Source organism: Kitasatospora sp. NPDC127067 (assembly GCF_042724755.1).
GTDB lineage: Bacteria > Actinomycetota > Actinomycetes > Streptomycetales > Streptomycetaceae > Kitasatospora > Kitasatospora lactacystinica.
This window is the reverse complement of sequence record NZ_JBHXEM010000014.1, coordinates 61,101-77,280: the sequence shown is the minus strand read 5'-3', so window position 1 is coordinate 77,280 and position 16,180 is coordinate 61,101. Positions and strand designations below refer to the sequence as shown.

At 73.6% G+C, this 16,180-nt stretch carries 12 protein-coding genes; 5 read left to right on the top strand and 7 right to left on the bottom strand.

Annotation, left to right across the window (positions count from 1 at the left end; all coding sequences use genetic code 11):
• Positions 1–18: 18 nt before the first annotated feature.
• Complete coding sequence (locus ACFWJ4_RS08670; protein WP_380540883.1) at positions 19–1,212, top strand: enoyl-[acyl-carrier-protein] reductase FabV; 1,194 nt, start codon at positions 19–21, stop codon at positions 1,210–1,212.
• Positions 1,213–1,523: 311 nt separating this feature from the next.
• Here ACFWJ4_RS08670 and ACFWJ4_RS08665 read toward each other — a convergent pair whose 3' ends face one another.
• The 4 genes from ACFWJ4_RS08665 to ACFWJ4_RS08650 form a co-directional block, all read right to left on the bottom strand.
• Positions 1,524–2,114, bottom strand: a complete 591-nt coding sequence (locus ACFWJ4_RS08665) for a hypothetical protein (protein ID WP_380540881.1) — start codon at positions 2,112–2,114, stop codon at positions 1,524–1,526.
• Between the two features lie 184 nt (positions 2,115–2,298).
• Entirely contained in the window at positions 2,299–3,522 is a 1,224-nt protein-coding gene (locus ACFWJ4_RS08660; protein ID WP_380540878.1) for an NAD(P)/FAD-dependent oxidoreductase, read from the bottom strand.
• Positions 3,519–3,716, bottom strand: coding sequence for a ferredoxin (locus tag ACFWJ4_RS08655; RefSeq protein WP_359903142.1), 198 nt, complete (start codon positions 3,714–3,716; stop codon positions 3,519–3,521). The genes ACFWJ4_RS08660 and ACFWJ4_RS08655 overlap by 4 nt, the downstream gene beginning before the upstream one ends.
• A gap of 94 nt (positions 3,717–3,810) precedes the next feature.
• Positions 3,811–5,010, bottom strand: coding sequence for a cytochrome P450 (locus tag ACFWJ4_RS08650; RefSeq protein WP_380540875.1), 1,200 nt, complete (start codon positions 5,008–5,010; stop codon positions 3,811–3,813).
• 187 nt (positions 5,011–5,197) lie between these two features.
• On the opposite strand from ACFWJ4_RS08650, the gene ACFWJ4_RS08645 reads away from it, so the two are divergent.
• From ACFWJ4_RS08645 to ACFWJ4_RS08635, 3 genes are all read left to right on the top strand, one after another.
• The gene (locus tag ACFWJ4_RS08645) at positions 5,198–5,803 is read left to right on the top strand and encodes a MarR family winged helix-turn-helix transcriptional regulator (protein ID WP_380540872.1); all 606 of its coding nucleotides are present in this window, start codon (positions 5,198–5,200) and stop codon (positions 5,801–5,803) included.
• A 31-nt stretch (positions 5,804–5,834) separates the two neighbouring features.
• Positions 5,835–7,295, top strand: coding sequence for a PTS transporter subunit EIIC (locus ACFWJ4_RS08640; RefSeq protein WP_380540869.1), 1,461 nt, complete (start codon positions 5,835–5,837; stop codon positions 7,293–7,295).
• A 524-nt stretch (positions 7,296–7,819) separates the two neighbouring features.
• Positions 7,820–8,137 carry a beta/gamma crystallin domain-containing protein gene (locus ACFWJ4_RS08635; RefSeq protein ID WP_380351537.1) on the top strand — a complete coding sequence of 106 codons (318 nt, stop codon included), beginning with the start codon at positions 7,820–7,822 and terminating at the stop codon, positions 8,135–8,137.
• Between the two features lie 382 nt (positions 8,138–8,519).
• On the opposite strand, the gene ACFWJ4_RS08630 is transcribed toward ACFWJ4_RS08635, so the two are convergent.
• The 3 genes from ACFWJ4_RS08630 to hcp all read right to left on the bottom strand — a co-directional run bounded on the left by ACFWJ4_RS08630 (position 8,520) and on the right by hcp (position 12,903).
• Positions 8,520–9,992: an SPFH domain-containing protein gene (locus tag ACFWJ4_RS08630; RefSeq protein ID WP_380540866.1), complete on the bottom strand. Its 1,473-nt coding sequence runs from the start codon at positions 9,990–9,992 to the stop codon at positions 8,520–8,522.
• Positions 9,993–10,186: 194 nt separating this feature from the next.
• The gene (locus tag ACFWJ4_RS08625; protein ID WP_380540863.1) at positions 10,187–11,236 is read right to left on the bottom strand and encodes an FAD-binding oxidoreductase; all 1,050 of its coding nucleotides are present in this window, start codon (positions 11,234–11,236) and stop codon (positions 10,187–10,189) included.
• Positions 11,233–12,903 carry a hydroxylamine reductase gene (hcp, locus tag ACFWJ4_RS08620; protein ID WP_380540860.1) on the bottom strand — a complete coding sequence of 557 codons (1,671 nt, stop codon included), beginning with the start codon at positions 12,901–12,903 and terminating at the stop codon, positions 11,233–11,235. The genes ACFWJ4_RS08625 and hcp overlap by 4 nt, the downstream gene beginning before the upstream one ends.
• Positions 12,904–13,279: 376 nt before the next feature.
• Here hcp and ACFWJ4_RS08615 point away from each other — a divergent pair, with 376 nt between their 5' ends.
• Positions 13,280–16,051, top strand: a complete 2,772-nt coding sequence (locus ACFWJ4_RS08615; protein WP_380540993.1) for a SpaA isopeptide-forming pilin-related protein — start codon at positions 13,280–13,282, stop codon at positions 16,049–16,051.
• The last annotated feature ends 129 nt before the right edge of the window (positions 16,052–16,180 follow it).

Here is a 16,180-nt window from a genome sequence, read left to right as displayed (position 1 = left end):
CGGAGAGGGCGCCAGCACGTGAGCATCCAGCAGATCACTCCCAAGCAGCGGGGCTACCTGATCGTCAACTCCCACCCGGCCGGCAGCGCGGCGACCGTCGACCGCCAGTGGCAGCGCATCGAGCCCGCGGCGCCGGCCGGCCGGGCCCCGGTCGCCCTGGTCCTCGGTGCCAGCGCCGGATACGGCCAGGCGCTGCTGCTCGCCGGGCTGCGCCGCCAGGGCATCCGCGGCATCGGCGTCGGCTACGAGGCCGCCGCCACCGAGCGGCGCACCGCCACCGCCGGCTGGTACCGCACCGCCGCGACCTCGGTCCTGGCCGAGCGGAGCGGGGGAGACTTCACCTTCGTCAACGCCGACGCCTACGCGGACGCCACCCGCGCCGAGGTGCTCAAGCTCCTCGCCGAGCGCTACGGCCCGGTCGACTACCTCGTCTACTCGCTCGCCTCGCCCCGGCGCACCGACCCGGCCACCGGCGAGGTCCACCACTCGGTGATCAAGCCCCTCGGCTCGCCGTACACCTCGCCGTCCCTGCTCTTCGAGGACGGCGCCCCGCAGATCGGCACCGTCGACCTCACCCCGGCCGACGAGGCCGAGCGGGCGGCGACCGTCAAGGTGATGGGCGGCGAGGACTGGCGGCTGTGGGTGCGGGCGCTGGCCGACGAGGACCTGCTCGGCCCCGGCTTCACCACCGTGGCCCTGTCCTACGTCGGCTCCGAGATCACCGCGCCGGTCTACCGGCAGGGCACGATCGGCGCCGCCAAGGAGCACCTGGAGGCCACCGCCCGTCAGCTGCAGACCGAACTGCTCGCCGACCGCGGCCGGGCGTTCACCGTCGTCGCCGGTGCGGCCGTCACCCAGGCGTCCACCGCCATCCCCTCCATCGCCCTCTACACCTCGCTGCTGCGCATCGTCCTCGGCGAGGACGGCTGGCGCACCACCGACGACCAGGCCGTGGACCTGTGGGAGCAGCTGACCGGCGCGAAGGAGCTCACTCTGGACGGTCAGGGCCGCATCCGCCTGGACGGCTGGGAGCTCGACCCCGCCGTGCAGGACCGGGTGCGGGAGCTGTGGGCCGACCCGGCGGGCGCGCTGGCCGCCGAGCCGGACGGCGCCGCCTGGTTCTACAACCAGTTCCGGCAGCTGTACGGCTGGGACGTCCCCGGCGTCGACTACACCACCGGCGTCGAGACCTCGGTGCCCTGGCCCGAGTGACCCGACGGTGCGTCCACGGCGGCCCTGATGTGCTCCGGCAGCTGCTCGTATGCGACGGGTTCGCCGCACAGCCGCCGCCCGGTCCTGCCGCCGCCGGAGAGTCGTGTCGCCACCGCTGCCTCCTGCCGGCCGACCGGGCCGGGGCCGGCCGGCGGGTCGGAGTGGGAACTCGATAGCTTCCGCCAACTAACGATAGTCCGAGGGCTGTTCGCTCGGTAGACCGCCGAGGGCGGGAGGGCGGGAGAGCCGGCGGCGGAGCGGCGGGAGAGCGGTACGGCGGGAGGCAGGTGGGCGCGCGCGGCCGCCGCCCGTCAGCCCGCCGCCGTCCCGGACGGCTGCCGCCGGCCGCGGACCCGGTCCAGCAGCAGGACGAGGAGTACGGCCAGCAGGGCCGCGGCCAGCGCGTACACCGGCAGCCAGAGCGTGGTGGTGGCGGACAGGCAGTCGGCGACGGCGTGCCGGGCCTGCTGGTCCTGGGCGGTGGCGAGCGCGGCGCCGTCCCCGGCGGCGAGGTCGCCGAGGGCGGCCTGCGCCTGCAGCCGCGCGTAGTCGCCCAGATGGGGGCAGTCGCGGCGGGTGCCGGGCATCGGGAACAGCCAGGACCAGCGCTGCATCGCGGGGGCCAGGGCGAGGGCTACGGTCAGGCCGATGACCAGCGCGTAGGCGGCCAGGCTCCGGGCGTAGCCGGCTCCCGCGTCCGTCGCACGGGTCGGCGGGCGGGTGGAGGAGAGGACCACCGCGAGGAGGGTCAGCCCGAGGTAGGTGGAGAACCACTGCCACGAGCCGGAGGAGAGCGAGAAGGCGAGCACGGCGGCCAGCGCGGTGCCCAGGACACCGGCCCGGGGGCTCACCGCGAGGGTCGGAGCGGGCCCCGGGCCGGCTCGGCGGCTGCGGTCGTCCATGCGCTTGCTCCCCTGGCCGGATGCGGGCCACCAGTCTCCGGGCGCGGTCGCTCCGGGGCCCCGCACCATGCCGGTCCGCCCGCCGCCTCGCCCGGTTGGCGGGCGGCAGCGGCCGGCGGACCGTACCCGGGCCCGTGCGCAAGGACGGAACGTCCCCGTGCCCAGGGACGGCCCGGCCCGGGGCTCAGGCCGGGCCGGAGCCCGGGGCTCCGGCCGGCTCGGGCGGCCACGGGCCGTGCGCCGCCACCTGGGCGCGCAGCCCGCGCAGCGCCTTGGCGGAGGCGATCCCGACCGCGCCGGTGACCAGGCCGTCGCGGACGCAGACGGCGGCGAAGCGGTGCTCCTCCAGGCTGCCGTCGACGACCTCGAACCGTTCGGCGCCGCCGGGCCGGCCGAACACCTGCACCCGCAGTCCGTACTGGTCGGTCCACAGGTACGGGACCGGCCGGTAGGCCTGCCGGGCGCCGTCCGGGCCGGCCAGCAGGTTCCGGGCCGCGTGCATGGCCTGCTCGGTGGCGTTGGTGCGCTGTTCGAGGCGCCGGTGACGGCCGGTGCGCGGGTCGGGCCAGGAGGCGGCGTCCCCGGCCGCCCAGACGCCGGGGCCGGCGGCGCAGTAGGCGTCGCAGACCACGCCGTCGTCCAGCGGGACGCCGCTGCCGGCCAGCCACTCGGTGGCGGGCTCGGAGCCGACGGCCATCAGCACGGCGTCGGCGGTCAGTTCGGTGCCGTCGGCCAGTCGGACGCCGGCAGCCCGGCCGAGCCGTTCGAGCAGCCCGGTGGCCACGCCCCGGTGGAGCCGCACCCCGTGCTCGCGGTGCAGGCCGGCCAGCAGCGCGGCCGTCTCGGTGCCCAGGACGGCGGCGAGCGGCGTGGCGGTGGAGGTCAGCCAGGTCACCTCGGCGCCGAGCCCGACGGCGGTGGCCGCCGCCTCGGCGCCGAGAAGTCCGCCGCCGACCACCAACAGCCGTGTGCCCGGCCGCAGTTCCTCGCGCAGGGCGAGGGCGTCGGCGAGGGTGCGCAGCACGTGCGCCCCGGGCCGCGGTGCGTCGGCGCCGGGCAGCCGGCGCGGGCGGACCCCGGTGGCCACGACGACGGCCTCGCAGCGCACCCGCCGGCCGTCGGAGAGCCGCACGGTGCGCTCCCGGCGGTCGAGCCGCTCGGCCCGGACCCCGAGGCGCAGGTCGAGCCGGAGCTCGTCCAGCGCCTCGGGGCCGCGCAGGGCCAGGCGGTCGGGCTGCCACTGCCCGCCGAGCAGGTGCTTGGACAGCGGTGGCCGGTCGTACGGCGGCTCCGGCTCGGCGCCGATCAGGGTGAGCCGGCCGTCGTAGCCGGACCTGCGCAGCGCCTCGGCGGCGTGCAGCCCGGCCGCGCCGGCGCCGACCACGGCCACCTCCCGCAGTGCGGTCACACCTGCTCCAGGTGGATCGCCGCGGCCGGGCAGACGGCGGCGGCGTCCTGGACGGCCCGGTGGAGCTCGGCGGGCGGTTCGGCGTCGAGCAGGACGACGATGCCGTCCTCGTCGCGCTGGTCGAAGACGTCGGGGGCGGCGAGCACGCAGTGCCCGGCGCCGCAGCACTTCTCCTGGTCGATCCGGACGAGCATGGTCTTCCTTTCGGAGCGGGTGCCCCGGGGAGGTGAACTCCGCCCAGGGGCAGGTGGGTTGGTGTGGTTCTGGGGGCTCCCGGGGGAGCCCGGGTCACCAGGCGACGGGCAGCTCGTGGACGCCGTAGATGAGCATCTCGCCGCGGAAGCGAATCTCCTCGAACGGTACGGCCAGGCGCAGTTCGGGCAGTCTGCGCAGGATGGTGGCCAGCGCGATCTGCAACTCCAGGCGGGCGAGCGGCTGTCCCAGGCACTGGTGGATGCCGAAGCCGAAGGCCAGGTGGCGGCGGGCGTCGCGGGTCAGGTCGAGCTCGTCGCCGCCGGGGAACTCCCGCTCGTCCCGGTTGGCGGTGTTGACCATGCAGATGACGCCCTCGCCCGCCGCGATCCGCACCCCGCCCAGGTCGACGTCCTCGGTGGCGACCCGGGTCACGCCGGAGTGCACGATGGTCAGGTAGCGCAGCAGCTCCTCGACCGCGCCGGGCGCCGATTCGGGGTGCTCGCGCAGGTGGTCGAGCTGGTCGGGGTTGCGCAGCAGGGCGAGCACGGAGAGCGCGGTCATGTTCGCCGTGGTCTCGTGTCCGGCGATCAGCAGCAGCCGGCCCATGTCGCCGATCTGCTGGGTGCTCAGCTCGCCGCGCTCCACCAGGCGGCTGAGGATGCCGTCGTCGGGGTGGGTGCGCTTGGTCTCGGTGAGCCCGACCAGGTAGTCGACCAGCTTGGCCTGGGCGTCGGCGACGTCCTCGGCGCTGGAGTCGCGGCGCAGCAGGACGCGGCTGCACTCCTGGAAGAAGTCGTGGTCCTGGTAGGGGACGCCGAGCAGCAGGCAGATGACCAGGGACGGCAGCGGCAGGGCGAACTCGTGGACGAGGTCGGCGCCGGAGCGTCCGTCGGTCATCCGGTCCAGCAGCTCGTCGGCGATCCGCTGGATCTCCGGGCGCAGCGCCTCGACCTTCTTGATCATGAACTCGCCGGTCAGCATCCGGCGGAAGTGGGTGTGCTCCGGGGCGTCCATCCGGACGATGGTCGGCCGTCCGGTGTTCAGCTGCCGGGCGCCCGCGCTGATGAACGGGAAGCCGGGCCGGGTGGAGTCGGAGCTGAACCGGGCGTCGGAGAGGACCGCCTTGACGTCCTCGTGGCGGGTGACCAGCCAGCTGGTGGAGCCGTCCCACAGGGTGACGCGGCCGACCGGCTCCTCCTGCCGGGCCTGGTCGTAGGCGGGCGGCGGGGCGAACGGGCAGGTGCCGCGGGCGGCGGGGTGGGTGAATCGGGGGGTCTTCTCGGCGGTGGCCATCAGTGAATCCCCTTCCGGGAGTTGAGCCGGGCCATATTTACGTGCCGAAAGCAACTAACTGAACGTCACGGTAGCTCGCGTTCCGTGGTGGCGGAAGGGCGCGCCGGACGTCGGCCGAATCTGTCCGAAATCCGGCCACGGTTCCCCGCCCCGGCCGCCGCCCGAACCGGATCGCTACAGTTCCCCCATGTCGGACGAAGAAGACGCCGAAGACGACCGGACCACCGCCCGCGGACCGCAGAGCCCGGACGGCCTGGACGGCCTGGAGGACGTCCTGGCCACCCTGGCCTACCTGCTGACACGGTCACAGGAACACGAGCGCCGCACCGCCAAGGCCGGCATCACCGCCGCCCGCTCGGACGTCTACCTGCTGCGCGCGCTCGCCGAACGCGCGGAGGCCAGCCGGGTGAGCGACCTGGCCGACCGCCTGATGGTCAAACCCTCCCACGTCACCCGCCAGATCGACCGCCTCCAGGGCCAGCAGCTGGTGGAACGCAGCCAGGACGCCCAGGACCGGCGGGCCCGCCAGGTGGCCATCACCCCCGGCGGGCGGGAAGTGCTGGACCGCCTGAAACAGGCCAACATCATCGGGCTCGCCGACGCGCTGGACGGCGTCCCCGAGGCGGACGTCGTCACCACCGCCACCGTGCTGCGCCACCTCATCGACCGGTACGTGCACCGGGTGCGCACCACGGGATCCGACGACGACCCGCTCCCGGACCGGACGGACGGCGCCGCCGGCGCACCGGCTCCGGCCACGGGGTCCAGAACCGCCGCGTACCAAGGCGGTTGAGCCGGGGGAGCACCCGGGTACGTCACCCGGCATGTCGGACGAGAAGAACCGCGCCGTGGCCGAGGCGATCCTCCCGCTCGTCGGCGGCGCCGCCAACATCCGCTCGGTCGCCCACTGCATGACCCGGCTGCGGCTGGGCCTGGCGGACCGCTCCCTGGTCGACACCGAGGCGCTCCGGGCGCTGCCGGCGGTCCTGGGCACGGTCGAGGACGACACCTACCAGATCGTGCTCGGGCCCGCCGCCGTCGCCGGGGTCACCGCGCGGCTGCGCCTGCTCCTGGAGCCCCCCGGCCCGCAGGACGGGGCGGCCGGGCCGTCGGCCGCCCCCACCGCCGAGGACCTCGCCGGGCGCGGCGAGCGCATCCGGGCCCAGGCCCGGGTGCGCAACGCGACCCCGGTGAAGCTGGCGCTGCGCCGGATCGCGAACATCTTCGTCCCGCTGATCCCCGCCCTGATCGGATGCGGGATCGTCGCCGGTCTCGCCGGGGCCCTCGCCAACCTCGGCTGGGCACCGGCGCTGGTCACCGCCCTGGGCCCGGTCTCCTCCGGGTTCATGTCCCTGATCGCCGTCTTCGTCGGCTACAACACGGCGAAGGAGTTCGGCGGCACCCCCGTGCTCGGCGGAGCCGTGGCCAGCGTGATCGTCTACGCGGGGGTCACCAAGGTGGAGGCCTTCGGCCACCACCTCACCCCCGGGCAGGGCGGCGTGGTGGGCGCGCTCGGCGCCGCACTGCTGGCCGTCCACCTGGAACGCTGGACCCGCCGGTTGGTGCCCGCCGCCCTGGACGTGCTGGTCACCCCCACCGTCACCGTGCTGCTCGGCGGGCTGGCCGCGCTCTTCGGCCTGATGTTCGCCGCCGGGGAGATCTCCACCGCCATCGGCCACGCCGCCACCTGGCTGCTCGCCCACGGCGGCCTGCTCGCCGGACTCGTGCTCGGCGGCCTCTTCCTGCCGCTGGTCATGCTCGGCCTGCACCAGGCGCTGATCCCGATCCACACCACCCTGATCCAGCAGCAGGGCTCCACCGTCCTGCTGCCGATCCTCGCCATGGCCGGCGCCGGGCAGGTCGGCTGCGCCGTGGCCGTCTACCTGAGGCTGCGCCACAACGCCTCGATCCGGGCCACCATCAGGTCCGCCCTCCCGGCGGGCCTGCTCGGCATCGGCGAGCCCCTGGTCTACGGCGTCACCCTGCCGCTGGGGCGCCCCTTCATCACCGCCTGCGTCGGCGGCGCGGCCGGCGGCGCCTTCGTCGGGGTGGCCGGCCAACTCGGCAGCACGGTGGGCTCCACCGCCATCGGCCCCTCCGGCTGGGCCCTCTTCCCCCTGCTGGCCGGCCCGCACGGACTCCTCGCGGGCGCCGCCGTCTACGGCGGCGGACTGCTCACCGGCTACCTCGCGGGCTTCCTGGCCACCTACTTCTTCGGCTTCACCCGCGAAACCCTCGCCGAGTACGACGCCCCGGCCGCCGAGCCGGACCGGACGGCGGAGTAGCCCGGTCCGCCCTGCTCCCGACGAGCCCCGGAACGGCGCGCGCCCGCCGGGACGCATCCCGACGGGCCCGCGCCGGGCGGTCGGACCGAGGCCGTGTCACGCGCCCGAGCAGGACCTGCGACCGCACGGTGCCGGCGGAGTGCAGGAAGGCGGAGACACCCCCGGCACCGACGCCCTCCCCGCTCGGGTGAGCACCTCCGAGGGGGGAGTAGCCCCCTCCCGGCCCCTCGTCCGCACGTGAGCGCCACGATCGGGTGATGTCTCGGCCCGCCGGTTCGCATTCGGAGTGTTGCGGCCGGACGGGGGACGGGGGTCACTACGTTGAGGTCCGGGTCATGCGGCCGTGTCACCAACAGGCACGGCCGGGAGGAGCTGGACCGGTGCGCGGGTCGGCCGTTCACCGAATCGGCCGAGCACCGTTCCGTCATGACGTGACGCCACTGACAGCGCCGGGCCGCGCCCGGGCCTCGTACGAGGGAGAATCCGTGATCTCGAAGACCAAGAGGGCCATCTGTTCCATGGCCATGGCGTTCGCCGCAGCCGCCACGGCCACCGTCGGCCTGCCGAGCGGCGACGCCTTCGCCATCGACCACGTCCAGTGCGACGGGGGCCGCAATGACTTCCTGAAGATCTGGTCGCACCTCGACGGCCGTGACAGCGTCGACTGCTACGCGAACGGGGGGAGGACCGACTTCGGTGGCTGGTGGGTCGACCGGATCTCCACGGGCAACAACGACCTGACGTACTACGACGTGAACGGTGACTCCGTGAGGATCGAACGCTGGACCGACATCACCTTCCCGAACCGACCGCCGAGGGTCGCCGCCATCCAGATCGGGTGACACGGGGGCAGCCGGTCGCTCCACACGCCGATGCCGGTCACGCCTCTCCGGGCGTGACCGGCATCGGCATGTGCGGCAGGTCGGCCACTTCGCGGCCGACCGTGTTCCAACCCTGGTCCCGCGACCGTGGAGGTGGCCCGTTCCTGGCCCGGGTCGCGAGCGGCGCCCCGATGTCCGCTCCGCCCGCGCGGAGCCGGGCCGGATCGCCGCCGCACCAGCGCACTTCGGACCGCAGTGGCAGTTCGTCCTCGCGAACACCGCGTGCGTCCTGCGGTTTCAGGCGAGGCCGCTCTGACTGGCGACCGGCCCGACCAGGCCCGGATGTTGGGGCTGGTCGCGCGAGCGAGGAGATGCCGTGGCAGCTATGTCCCGGCCGGGGCGATCAGAGTGTCGAGCCGGTCGCCGGGTTGTACAGGTCGACCATCGTGCGTACAGGGAGCGGCAACCAGTCGCCGGTCGACGGGTTCCGGGAGAGCAGTTCGAGTACGTCGGTGGCCGTCGGCCGGCGCCGGGGATCGTGGTCGAGGCACAGGGTGATGACGTCGACGAACCGGGAGGGCAGCAGGCTGAGGGCGGATGCCAGGGATTCGCCGTCCGGGAGCGGCGCGGCTCCGGCGGCATGGCACAGCACCATGCCGAAGGCGTAGAGATCCACGGCATGCGTGATCGGTCCGCCGATGAGCTGTTCCGGGGCGAGGAACCCCTGGGTGCCGACGACATAGTTGGTACTGGTGAGTCCGGTGCTGTCGAGGGCCCGGGCAATGCCGAAGTCGATGATGCGGGGTCCTGCACCGGAGACGATGATGTTGCCGGGTTTGAGGTCGCGGTGGATGATGCCGCAGGAATGGATGCGTTCGAGTGCTTCGGCAACGCCGACCGCGAGGGTGTGCAGGGTCCTCGGGGGCAGGGCACCCTGCTGCCTGAGAACGTCGTGCAGTGACGGCCCGGGGATGTACTCGGTGGCCAGCCAGGGCGGGTCGCCGTGGGGATCGGCGTCGACCACTGATGCGGTGTGGAACCCGCCGACGAGGCTTGCGGCTTCGATCTCGCGGGCGAACCGCCTCCGGAAGGTCGAATCCTCGGTGAGCTCCGACCGAATGACCTTGACCGCCACCAGGCGCTGCCCGGGAGACCGGCCGAGATAGACCGTGCCCATCCCACCTTGGCCCAGCACCGCTGTCAGGCGGTAGCGGCCGATACGGCGAGGATCATCCTGCCGCAGCGGACGGTGCCCGGGGGCGAGTCCGGCCCGCACGGGCGACCGCGGTGTGCCACGCGCCCCTCCGTTCTCGTCGGCCGGGACGACGGGACCCCCGTGCCGGTCGGCTCCGACCCGCTTCACCGTCGGGCCCCGGAGGGAGGCGGGCGGCGCGCCCACCTTGCACTCGACGCGGTGGACCCGGACACCCCAGCGGGCCGTGTCCCGGTCGAGAGCACCGCGCAGGGCCGCGATGATCTCCTCGCGGGAAGTCAGGGCCCGCTCCAGGTCCATGCCATCGACCATGCCGCGCAACGTGGCGACAGCGAGCTGCTCGATTGCCTGAACGTAGCTGGTGACGTCGTAGGTGGCGGCCCTGGCATCGGACACCTGGTAGGAGACGGCGATGTCGATGTCGACGCGCCGGTTGTCCTGCGTGATCACCTGCTGCTGCGGAACCGCCATGACCTGTTCACGCAGGTCGACCCGGAATCGAAGGGTGTCGATGAACGGGACGACGAAGTGCAGACCGGGGGCGAGCGTGCGGGTGTAGCGCCCAAAGCGCTCCACGATGGCGGCGCTGGCCTCCGGAACGATCCGGATCGCTTTCACCAGGGCACTCAGGACGAACAGCACCAGAACGATCAGAACGATCAAGACCGGTTCCACAGCGGCTCTCCTACCCATCCGGCTCCCCGACTCTGACACCGGTTCGCGCCGGGCAGCAGTCTTCCAGATCCACCCAACGGCGGACCTGCGTTCACCGTCACCAGGGCCGACACGGACGTCGAGGGCCGCCGCCGATCAGGTCGGGGGCGGCCCGGGCGGGTGAGGGGCGGGGGCGGCGGGGGTCAGGTGGCCAGGAAGCGCTCCCGGTGGATCTGGTCGGACGGTATGCCGGCGAGTGCGGCGGTGTGCAGGACGGCGTCGACCAGGGGTGGCGGGCCGCAGACGTACAGGTCGGGTGTGGTGGTGCCGAGTTCGGGGAGGGCGGCGGCCAGGAGGTCGGCCGGGGTGCCGGTCGGTCCGGACCAGCCGGGGTCCGGCTTCCGGACGCAGATGTCGTACCGGAAGCCGGGCAACTCGGCTGCCACGGCGGCCAGTTCGTCCAGTCCGAAGACGTCCTGCGGTTCGTTGAAGCCGAGGAGGAGTCGGGCGGGCTGCGGGTCCTGCCACTCGGCCATCCGGCGGACCATCGCCAGCAGCGGGGCGAGGCCGGTGCCGCCGGCCACGAACCAGCGTGGACGCAGGCCGGTTTCGTGGAGGCCGAAGGCGCCCTGCGGGCCGCGTACGGTGAGCCGGTCGCCGGGGCGGGCCCGCTCGGTGAGGTACGTGGAGAAGTGCCCGCCGTGCCGCAGCCGGACGAAGAACTCCAGGCGCCCCTCCCAGTTGCCGGTGTTGGCGAGGGAGTACGCGCGCCCGACCTCGCTGCCGGGAGCCTGGAGCTCCATGAACCGGCCCGGGTCGAACTGGCAGTCCGGGTTGTCGAGGCGCAGTTCCAGCCGTACGGTGTCCGGCGTCACCGGCTCCACCGCGGTGAGGGTGGCTTCGCGGACCGGGATGCCGCCGTACAGGATGCGGGACTGTTCGTACGGCAGGGCGGCCGTCAGCGGTCCGCGCGGGAAGGTGCGGCAGAGCAGCACCTCGCCGTGTTCGCGTTCGCCCGGGGGGAGGGCCTGCTCGCTGTGCGGGCCGAGTTCGTACGGGCCGTCGGTGACGGAGGCGTGGCAGGAGCCGCAGGTGCCCCGGCGGCAGGAGGCCGGGAGGGCGGCGCCGGTCTCCGCCGCGGCCTCCAGGACGCTGCGGCCGGGGGCGCAGTCGAACTCCAGCCGGCCGCCGTCGCTGGTGGTGAGGGTGACGGGGTGCGAGCCGGTCGCCTCCGCCGGGTCGGCGGTGCTCATGACGCCGTCCGTTCGAGGGCCGCGGCCAGGTCGGCCGCCGGGTCGCCGATCACCCGCAGATCGAACCGCTTCACCAGCTCGTCGACCAGGGCGGGGGTCAGGAAGCCGGGCAGCGAGGGGCCGAGGTGGATGTTGCGGATGCCCAGGGCGAGCAGGGTGAGCAGCACGGCGACGGCCTTCTGCTCGGTCCAGGACAGCGCCAGGGTGAGCGGCAGGTCGTTGACCTCGCACTCGAAGGCGTCGGCCAGCGCGGTGGCGATCCGGATGGCGGAGTAGGTGTCGTTGCACTGGCCGAGGTCCAGCAGCCGGGGGAGGCCCGCGATCTCGCCGAAGTCGTGCCGGTTGAAGCGGTACTTGGCGCAGCCGAGGGTGAGCACCATGCTGTCCCGGGGCGCGCCGAGGGCGAAGTCGGTGTAGTAGTCGCGTCCGGGGGTGGGGCCGTCGCAGCCGCCGATCAGGAAGAAGTGACGGATGGTGCCCTGCCGCACGGCGTGGACCACCTGGTCGGCGACCGCGAGCACGGCGTCCCGGCCGAAGCCGACGGTGACGGCCTCCTCCTCGGCGGCGGTCTCCGGGAATCCGGGCAGGGCGTGGGCGGCCTGGATCAGTGGACGGAAGTCGTGGTCGGCGAGGTGCCGGACGCCGGGCCAGCCGACCGGTCCGGCGGTGTAGATCCGGCGGCGGTAGCTGACGTGCGGTTCGATGATGCAGTTGGAGGTCATCAGGATCGGGCCGGGGAAGGCGGCGAACTCCTGCTGCTGGTCCTGCCAGGCGCCGCCGTAGTTGCCGGCCAGGTGCGGATGGGCCTTGAGCAGCGGGTAGGCGTGGGCGGGGAGCATCTCGCCGTGGGTGTAGACGTTGATGCCCTGGTCCCTGGTCTGCACCAGGACGGCTTCCAGGTCCCGCAGGTCGTGGCCGCTGACCAGGATCGCCTTTCCGGCGACGGGGGTGGTGCGCACCGTGGTGGGCTGCTGGGGGCCGTAGGTGCCGGTGTTGGCGGCGTCGAGCAGTTCGATCGCGGCGAGGTTCAGCCGGCCGAGGCCGACGGCGCGCTCCAGCAGTTCGGCGGGGTCGGTCGGTTCGTCGGCCAGGTAGGCGAGGGCGTCCTCGACGCCGCCGAGGACCTCGGCGCTGCGGCGGCCGAGCACGTCGGCGTGGTGGGCGTAGGCGCAGATGCCCTTGAGCGCGTAGAGGTGGAGCGAGCGGAGCCCGACGACCTCCGGCCCGACCAGGGGGAGCCCGAGGTTCACCCGGACGTCCGGGGCCTGGCCCACCAGCGTCGCCGGGTCCGCCCCGGGGGTCCAGGCGGCGGGCCCGGTGAGCGTCTGCGGCTCCTGGCCGGCGGCGCGCGCGGCCCGCTCGTAGCGCTCCTTGGCCCGGGTGCGGACGCCGACGGCCAGCTGGATCAGGGCGGCGAAGCGGGTGGGGTTGAAGTTGACGTTGGTGAGCGTGGTGAAGACCGCGTACAGGACGAAGGCGGCGGCCTCGTCGTCCGGGGCGCCGAGGGCGCGGGCCCTGGCGGCGTACTGGGAGATGCCCTTGACCGCGTGGACGAGCAGGTCCTGGAGGTCCGAAGTGGGGGAATCCTTGCCGCAGTTGCCGATCGGACCGGCGCAGCCGGGGGTGGCGCCGGTGCGGTCGGTCTGTTCGCACTGGAAGCAGAACATGCGGGTCCTCCGGGGACTCGTGGTGTCGTTCGGGCGAGGCGGCGGGTGGGCCTCGACGCGTCCAGGATGGGGTCAGTACTGACGGCGCATCAGGGCCGGAGGACCCCAATCCGGGGCCGGGAGACCCTGCCGGTGCGCCGGCGCCGGGCCTGCCGTGTCCGTGGGTCCGCCGTGTCCGCGGGTCCTTGAGTGCGCGTCCGATCGGGTGCACCTGACGGAGCGTTCAGACGAAAACACCGGTGGGTCGCCGCCGCTCGCGGGTTCGAGGAGAACACTCCGAGGGTTGTCTTTATGTTCATGTGATGAAAGGACTGAAGTGAAGCCCAGTCAGCATCCGACGACCGCCGTCGGCTGGGGACGAAGACTAGGCAGGGTGATGGGATCCGCCCTGGCCCTGACGCTCGTCCCCTTCGGCATGTCGCTCGTCGCACCGACGGCCGCCTACGCGGCCGGCCTCCCGGGAGGCCTCGGGCCCTGCCTGGGCGCGGACTGCCCGGCGACGTTCCCGCCGGTCAACAACGGGCCTTTCGCGGGGCGCGACGCCGGCGTGAACATCTTCGTAGGCGGCGACTTCAACGTCAGCGGCTCGGCCGCCGAGGCCGAGGGGCACGTGGTGACCCTCGGCTCCTTCAGCATGAACAAGGCCGCCGGAGTCAGCTCCGTCTACAACATCGGCATCGTCGGCGTCGGCTCGCGCGTCCCCCCGCCGGACGGGGCCGACTTCCTCACCGCCGGAGGCAACGTCACCGTGGCCCCGGGGCAGTCGCTCCTGGCCGAGGGAGGCGTCGTCCGCTACGCGGGCACGACCACCGGCACCATCACCGGCACCAAGGTCCAGGACCCGCGGGCCGTGGCCGCCTACACGCCGCTGCGCGGCGAGCTGCAGACGGCCAGCGCCTGCTACGCCGGGGTAGGCACGCCCCGCCCCGCCACCGGAACCGCCGTCAACCAGGGGTTCCAGACCCTGTTCACCGGTGACGGCACCTCCGCCCTCCAGGTCTTCAACGTCGACTTCGACATCGTCGGGCGCGGCGGCTCCACCCAGGGCGTCGCGTTCGCCGGAATCCCCGCGAACGCGACCGTGCTCGTCAACCTCGTGGGCGGCGCCCGCACCATCAACACCTACAGCGGCAGCCTCCAGGACACCGACCCCTGGAACCAGCTGCGCGAGCGACTGCTGTGGAACTTCCCCACCGCGACGACCGTCACCCTCACGGGATCGGGGCAGTTCCAGGGCAGCGTGCTGGTCGGCAACCCGGCCAGCACCGCCACGATGAACCTGCCCGGCCTGAACGGACGGTTCTTCACCACCGGCACCCTGCTGCACAACTCCGGTTCGGGCATGACCGGGACCGAGTTCCACGCCTACCCCTTCAACGGCGACCTCCCGGACTGCGGCAACCCCCCGGCTCCCACCGGGTCGACCAGCGTGACGAAGGTCGACTCCGCGACCTCGCAGCCGCTGGCGGGTGCCACCTTCCAGCTGTGGCGTGAGACCAACGGCGTCGCGGGCCTGCAGACCTCGGGGACCACCCCGGACACCAAGGTGGGCGCCCCCTGCACCACCGGGAGCAACGGCCTCTGCTCCACCGCAGGCCTGCCGCTGGACACCTACTACTGGCAGGAGACGGCGGCTCCGCCCGGCTACGACCTGCCGCAGCCCGCGGTGACGACCGTGGTCCTCGACACCAACGGCCAGAACGTCCCGGTCACCGTCCGGGACACCCGGAGCCCGGTCGTCGAGACCGGCTCCACCAGCGTGACGAAGATCGACTCGGCGACCTCGCAGCCGTTGGCGGGCGCGACCTTCCAGCTGTGGCGCGAGAGCAACGGCGTGGCCGGTCTGCAGACCTCCGGGGCCAACCCCGACACCGCCGTCGGCTCCGCCTGCGTCACGCCGGCGTCGGGAGTCTGTTCGGCGAGCGGCCTGCCGCTGGGCACCTACTACTGGCAGGAGACCGCGCCGCCCCCCGGGTACGAGCTGCCCGAGCTCAACGTGACCACCGTGGTGCTGAGCACCAACGGGCAGAGCACCCCGGTCAACGTCGCCGACACCGAGGCCACCGCCCCCACCGGGTCCACCACCGTGACGAAGACCGACGCCGGTACCGGGCAGCCGCTGGCGGGCGCGGTCTTCCAGCTGTGGCGCGAGAGCAACGGCGTGGCCGGTCTGCAGACCTCCGGGGCCAACCCCGACACGGCCGTCGGCTCCCCGTGCGTCACCCCGGCGTCGGGCGTCTGCACGGCGGACGGCCTGCCGCTGGGCACCTACTACTGGCAGGAGGTCTCGCCGCCCGACGGGTACGAGCTGCCCGAGCTCAACGTGACCACCGTGGTGCTGGACATGAACGGGCAGCACACCCCGGTCGGCGTCGCCGACGCCCAGACCACCGCTCCCACCGGCACCACCGGCGTCACCAAGGTCGACTCCGTCACCGGACAGCCGCTGGCGGGTGCCTCCTTCCAGCTGTGGCGCGAGAGCAACGGCGTGGCCGGTCTGCAGACCTCCGGGGCGAACCCCGACACCGCCGTGGGTTCCGCCTGCGTCACGCCGGCGTCGGGCGTCTGCTCGGCGGACGGCCTGCCGCTGGGCACCTACTACTGGCAGGAGACGGCGGCTCCGCCCGGCTACGACCTGCCGCGGCCCGCGGTGACGACGGTGGTCCTCGACACCGGTGGGCAGAACATCCAGGTGACCGTCCGGGACGGGAAGACGCCCGCTCCGAGCGGGTCGACCTCCGTCACCAAGGTCGACGCCGGTACGGGCCGGCCGCTGGCGGGCGCGGTCTTCCAGCTGTGGCGCGAGAGCAACGGCGTGCCCGGTCTGCAGACCTCCGGGGCCAACCCCGACACGGCCGTCGGCGCCCCGTGCGTCACCCCCGCGTCGGGTGTCTGCTCCGCGAGCGGTCTCCCGCTGGGCACGTACTACTGGCAGGAGGTCTCCGCGCCCGAGGGCTACAGCCTGCCGCGGCACGCAGTGACCGAGGTCGGGCTGACCAAGGACTGCCCGTGCGTGGCGATCACGGTGGAGGACAGCAAGTGCCCGCCGCCGCCGTGCCCGCCCACCCCCTGCCCGCCGGGCGACGAGTGGAGTCCGTACGTGCGCTACACGCCCGTACCGGGCTTCCTGTGGGGCATGAACGCGTGAGCTCGTGACCGCGTGAGCCAGTGACCGCGTGAGCTCGTCATCGCGTGAGCCAGTGACCGCGTGGGATGACGACCCGGCCGGAGGAGCCCATGGCGGCCCCTCCGGCCGGGCGCTGCCCGGGCCGGTGTC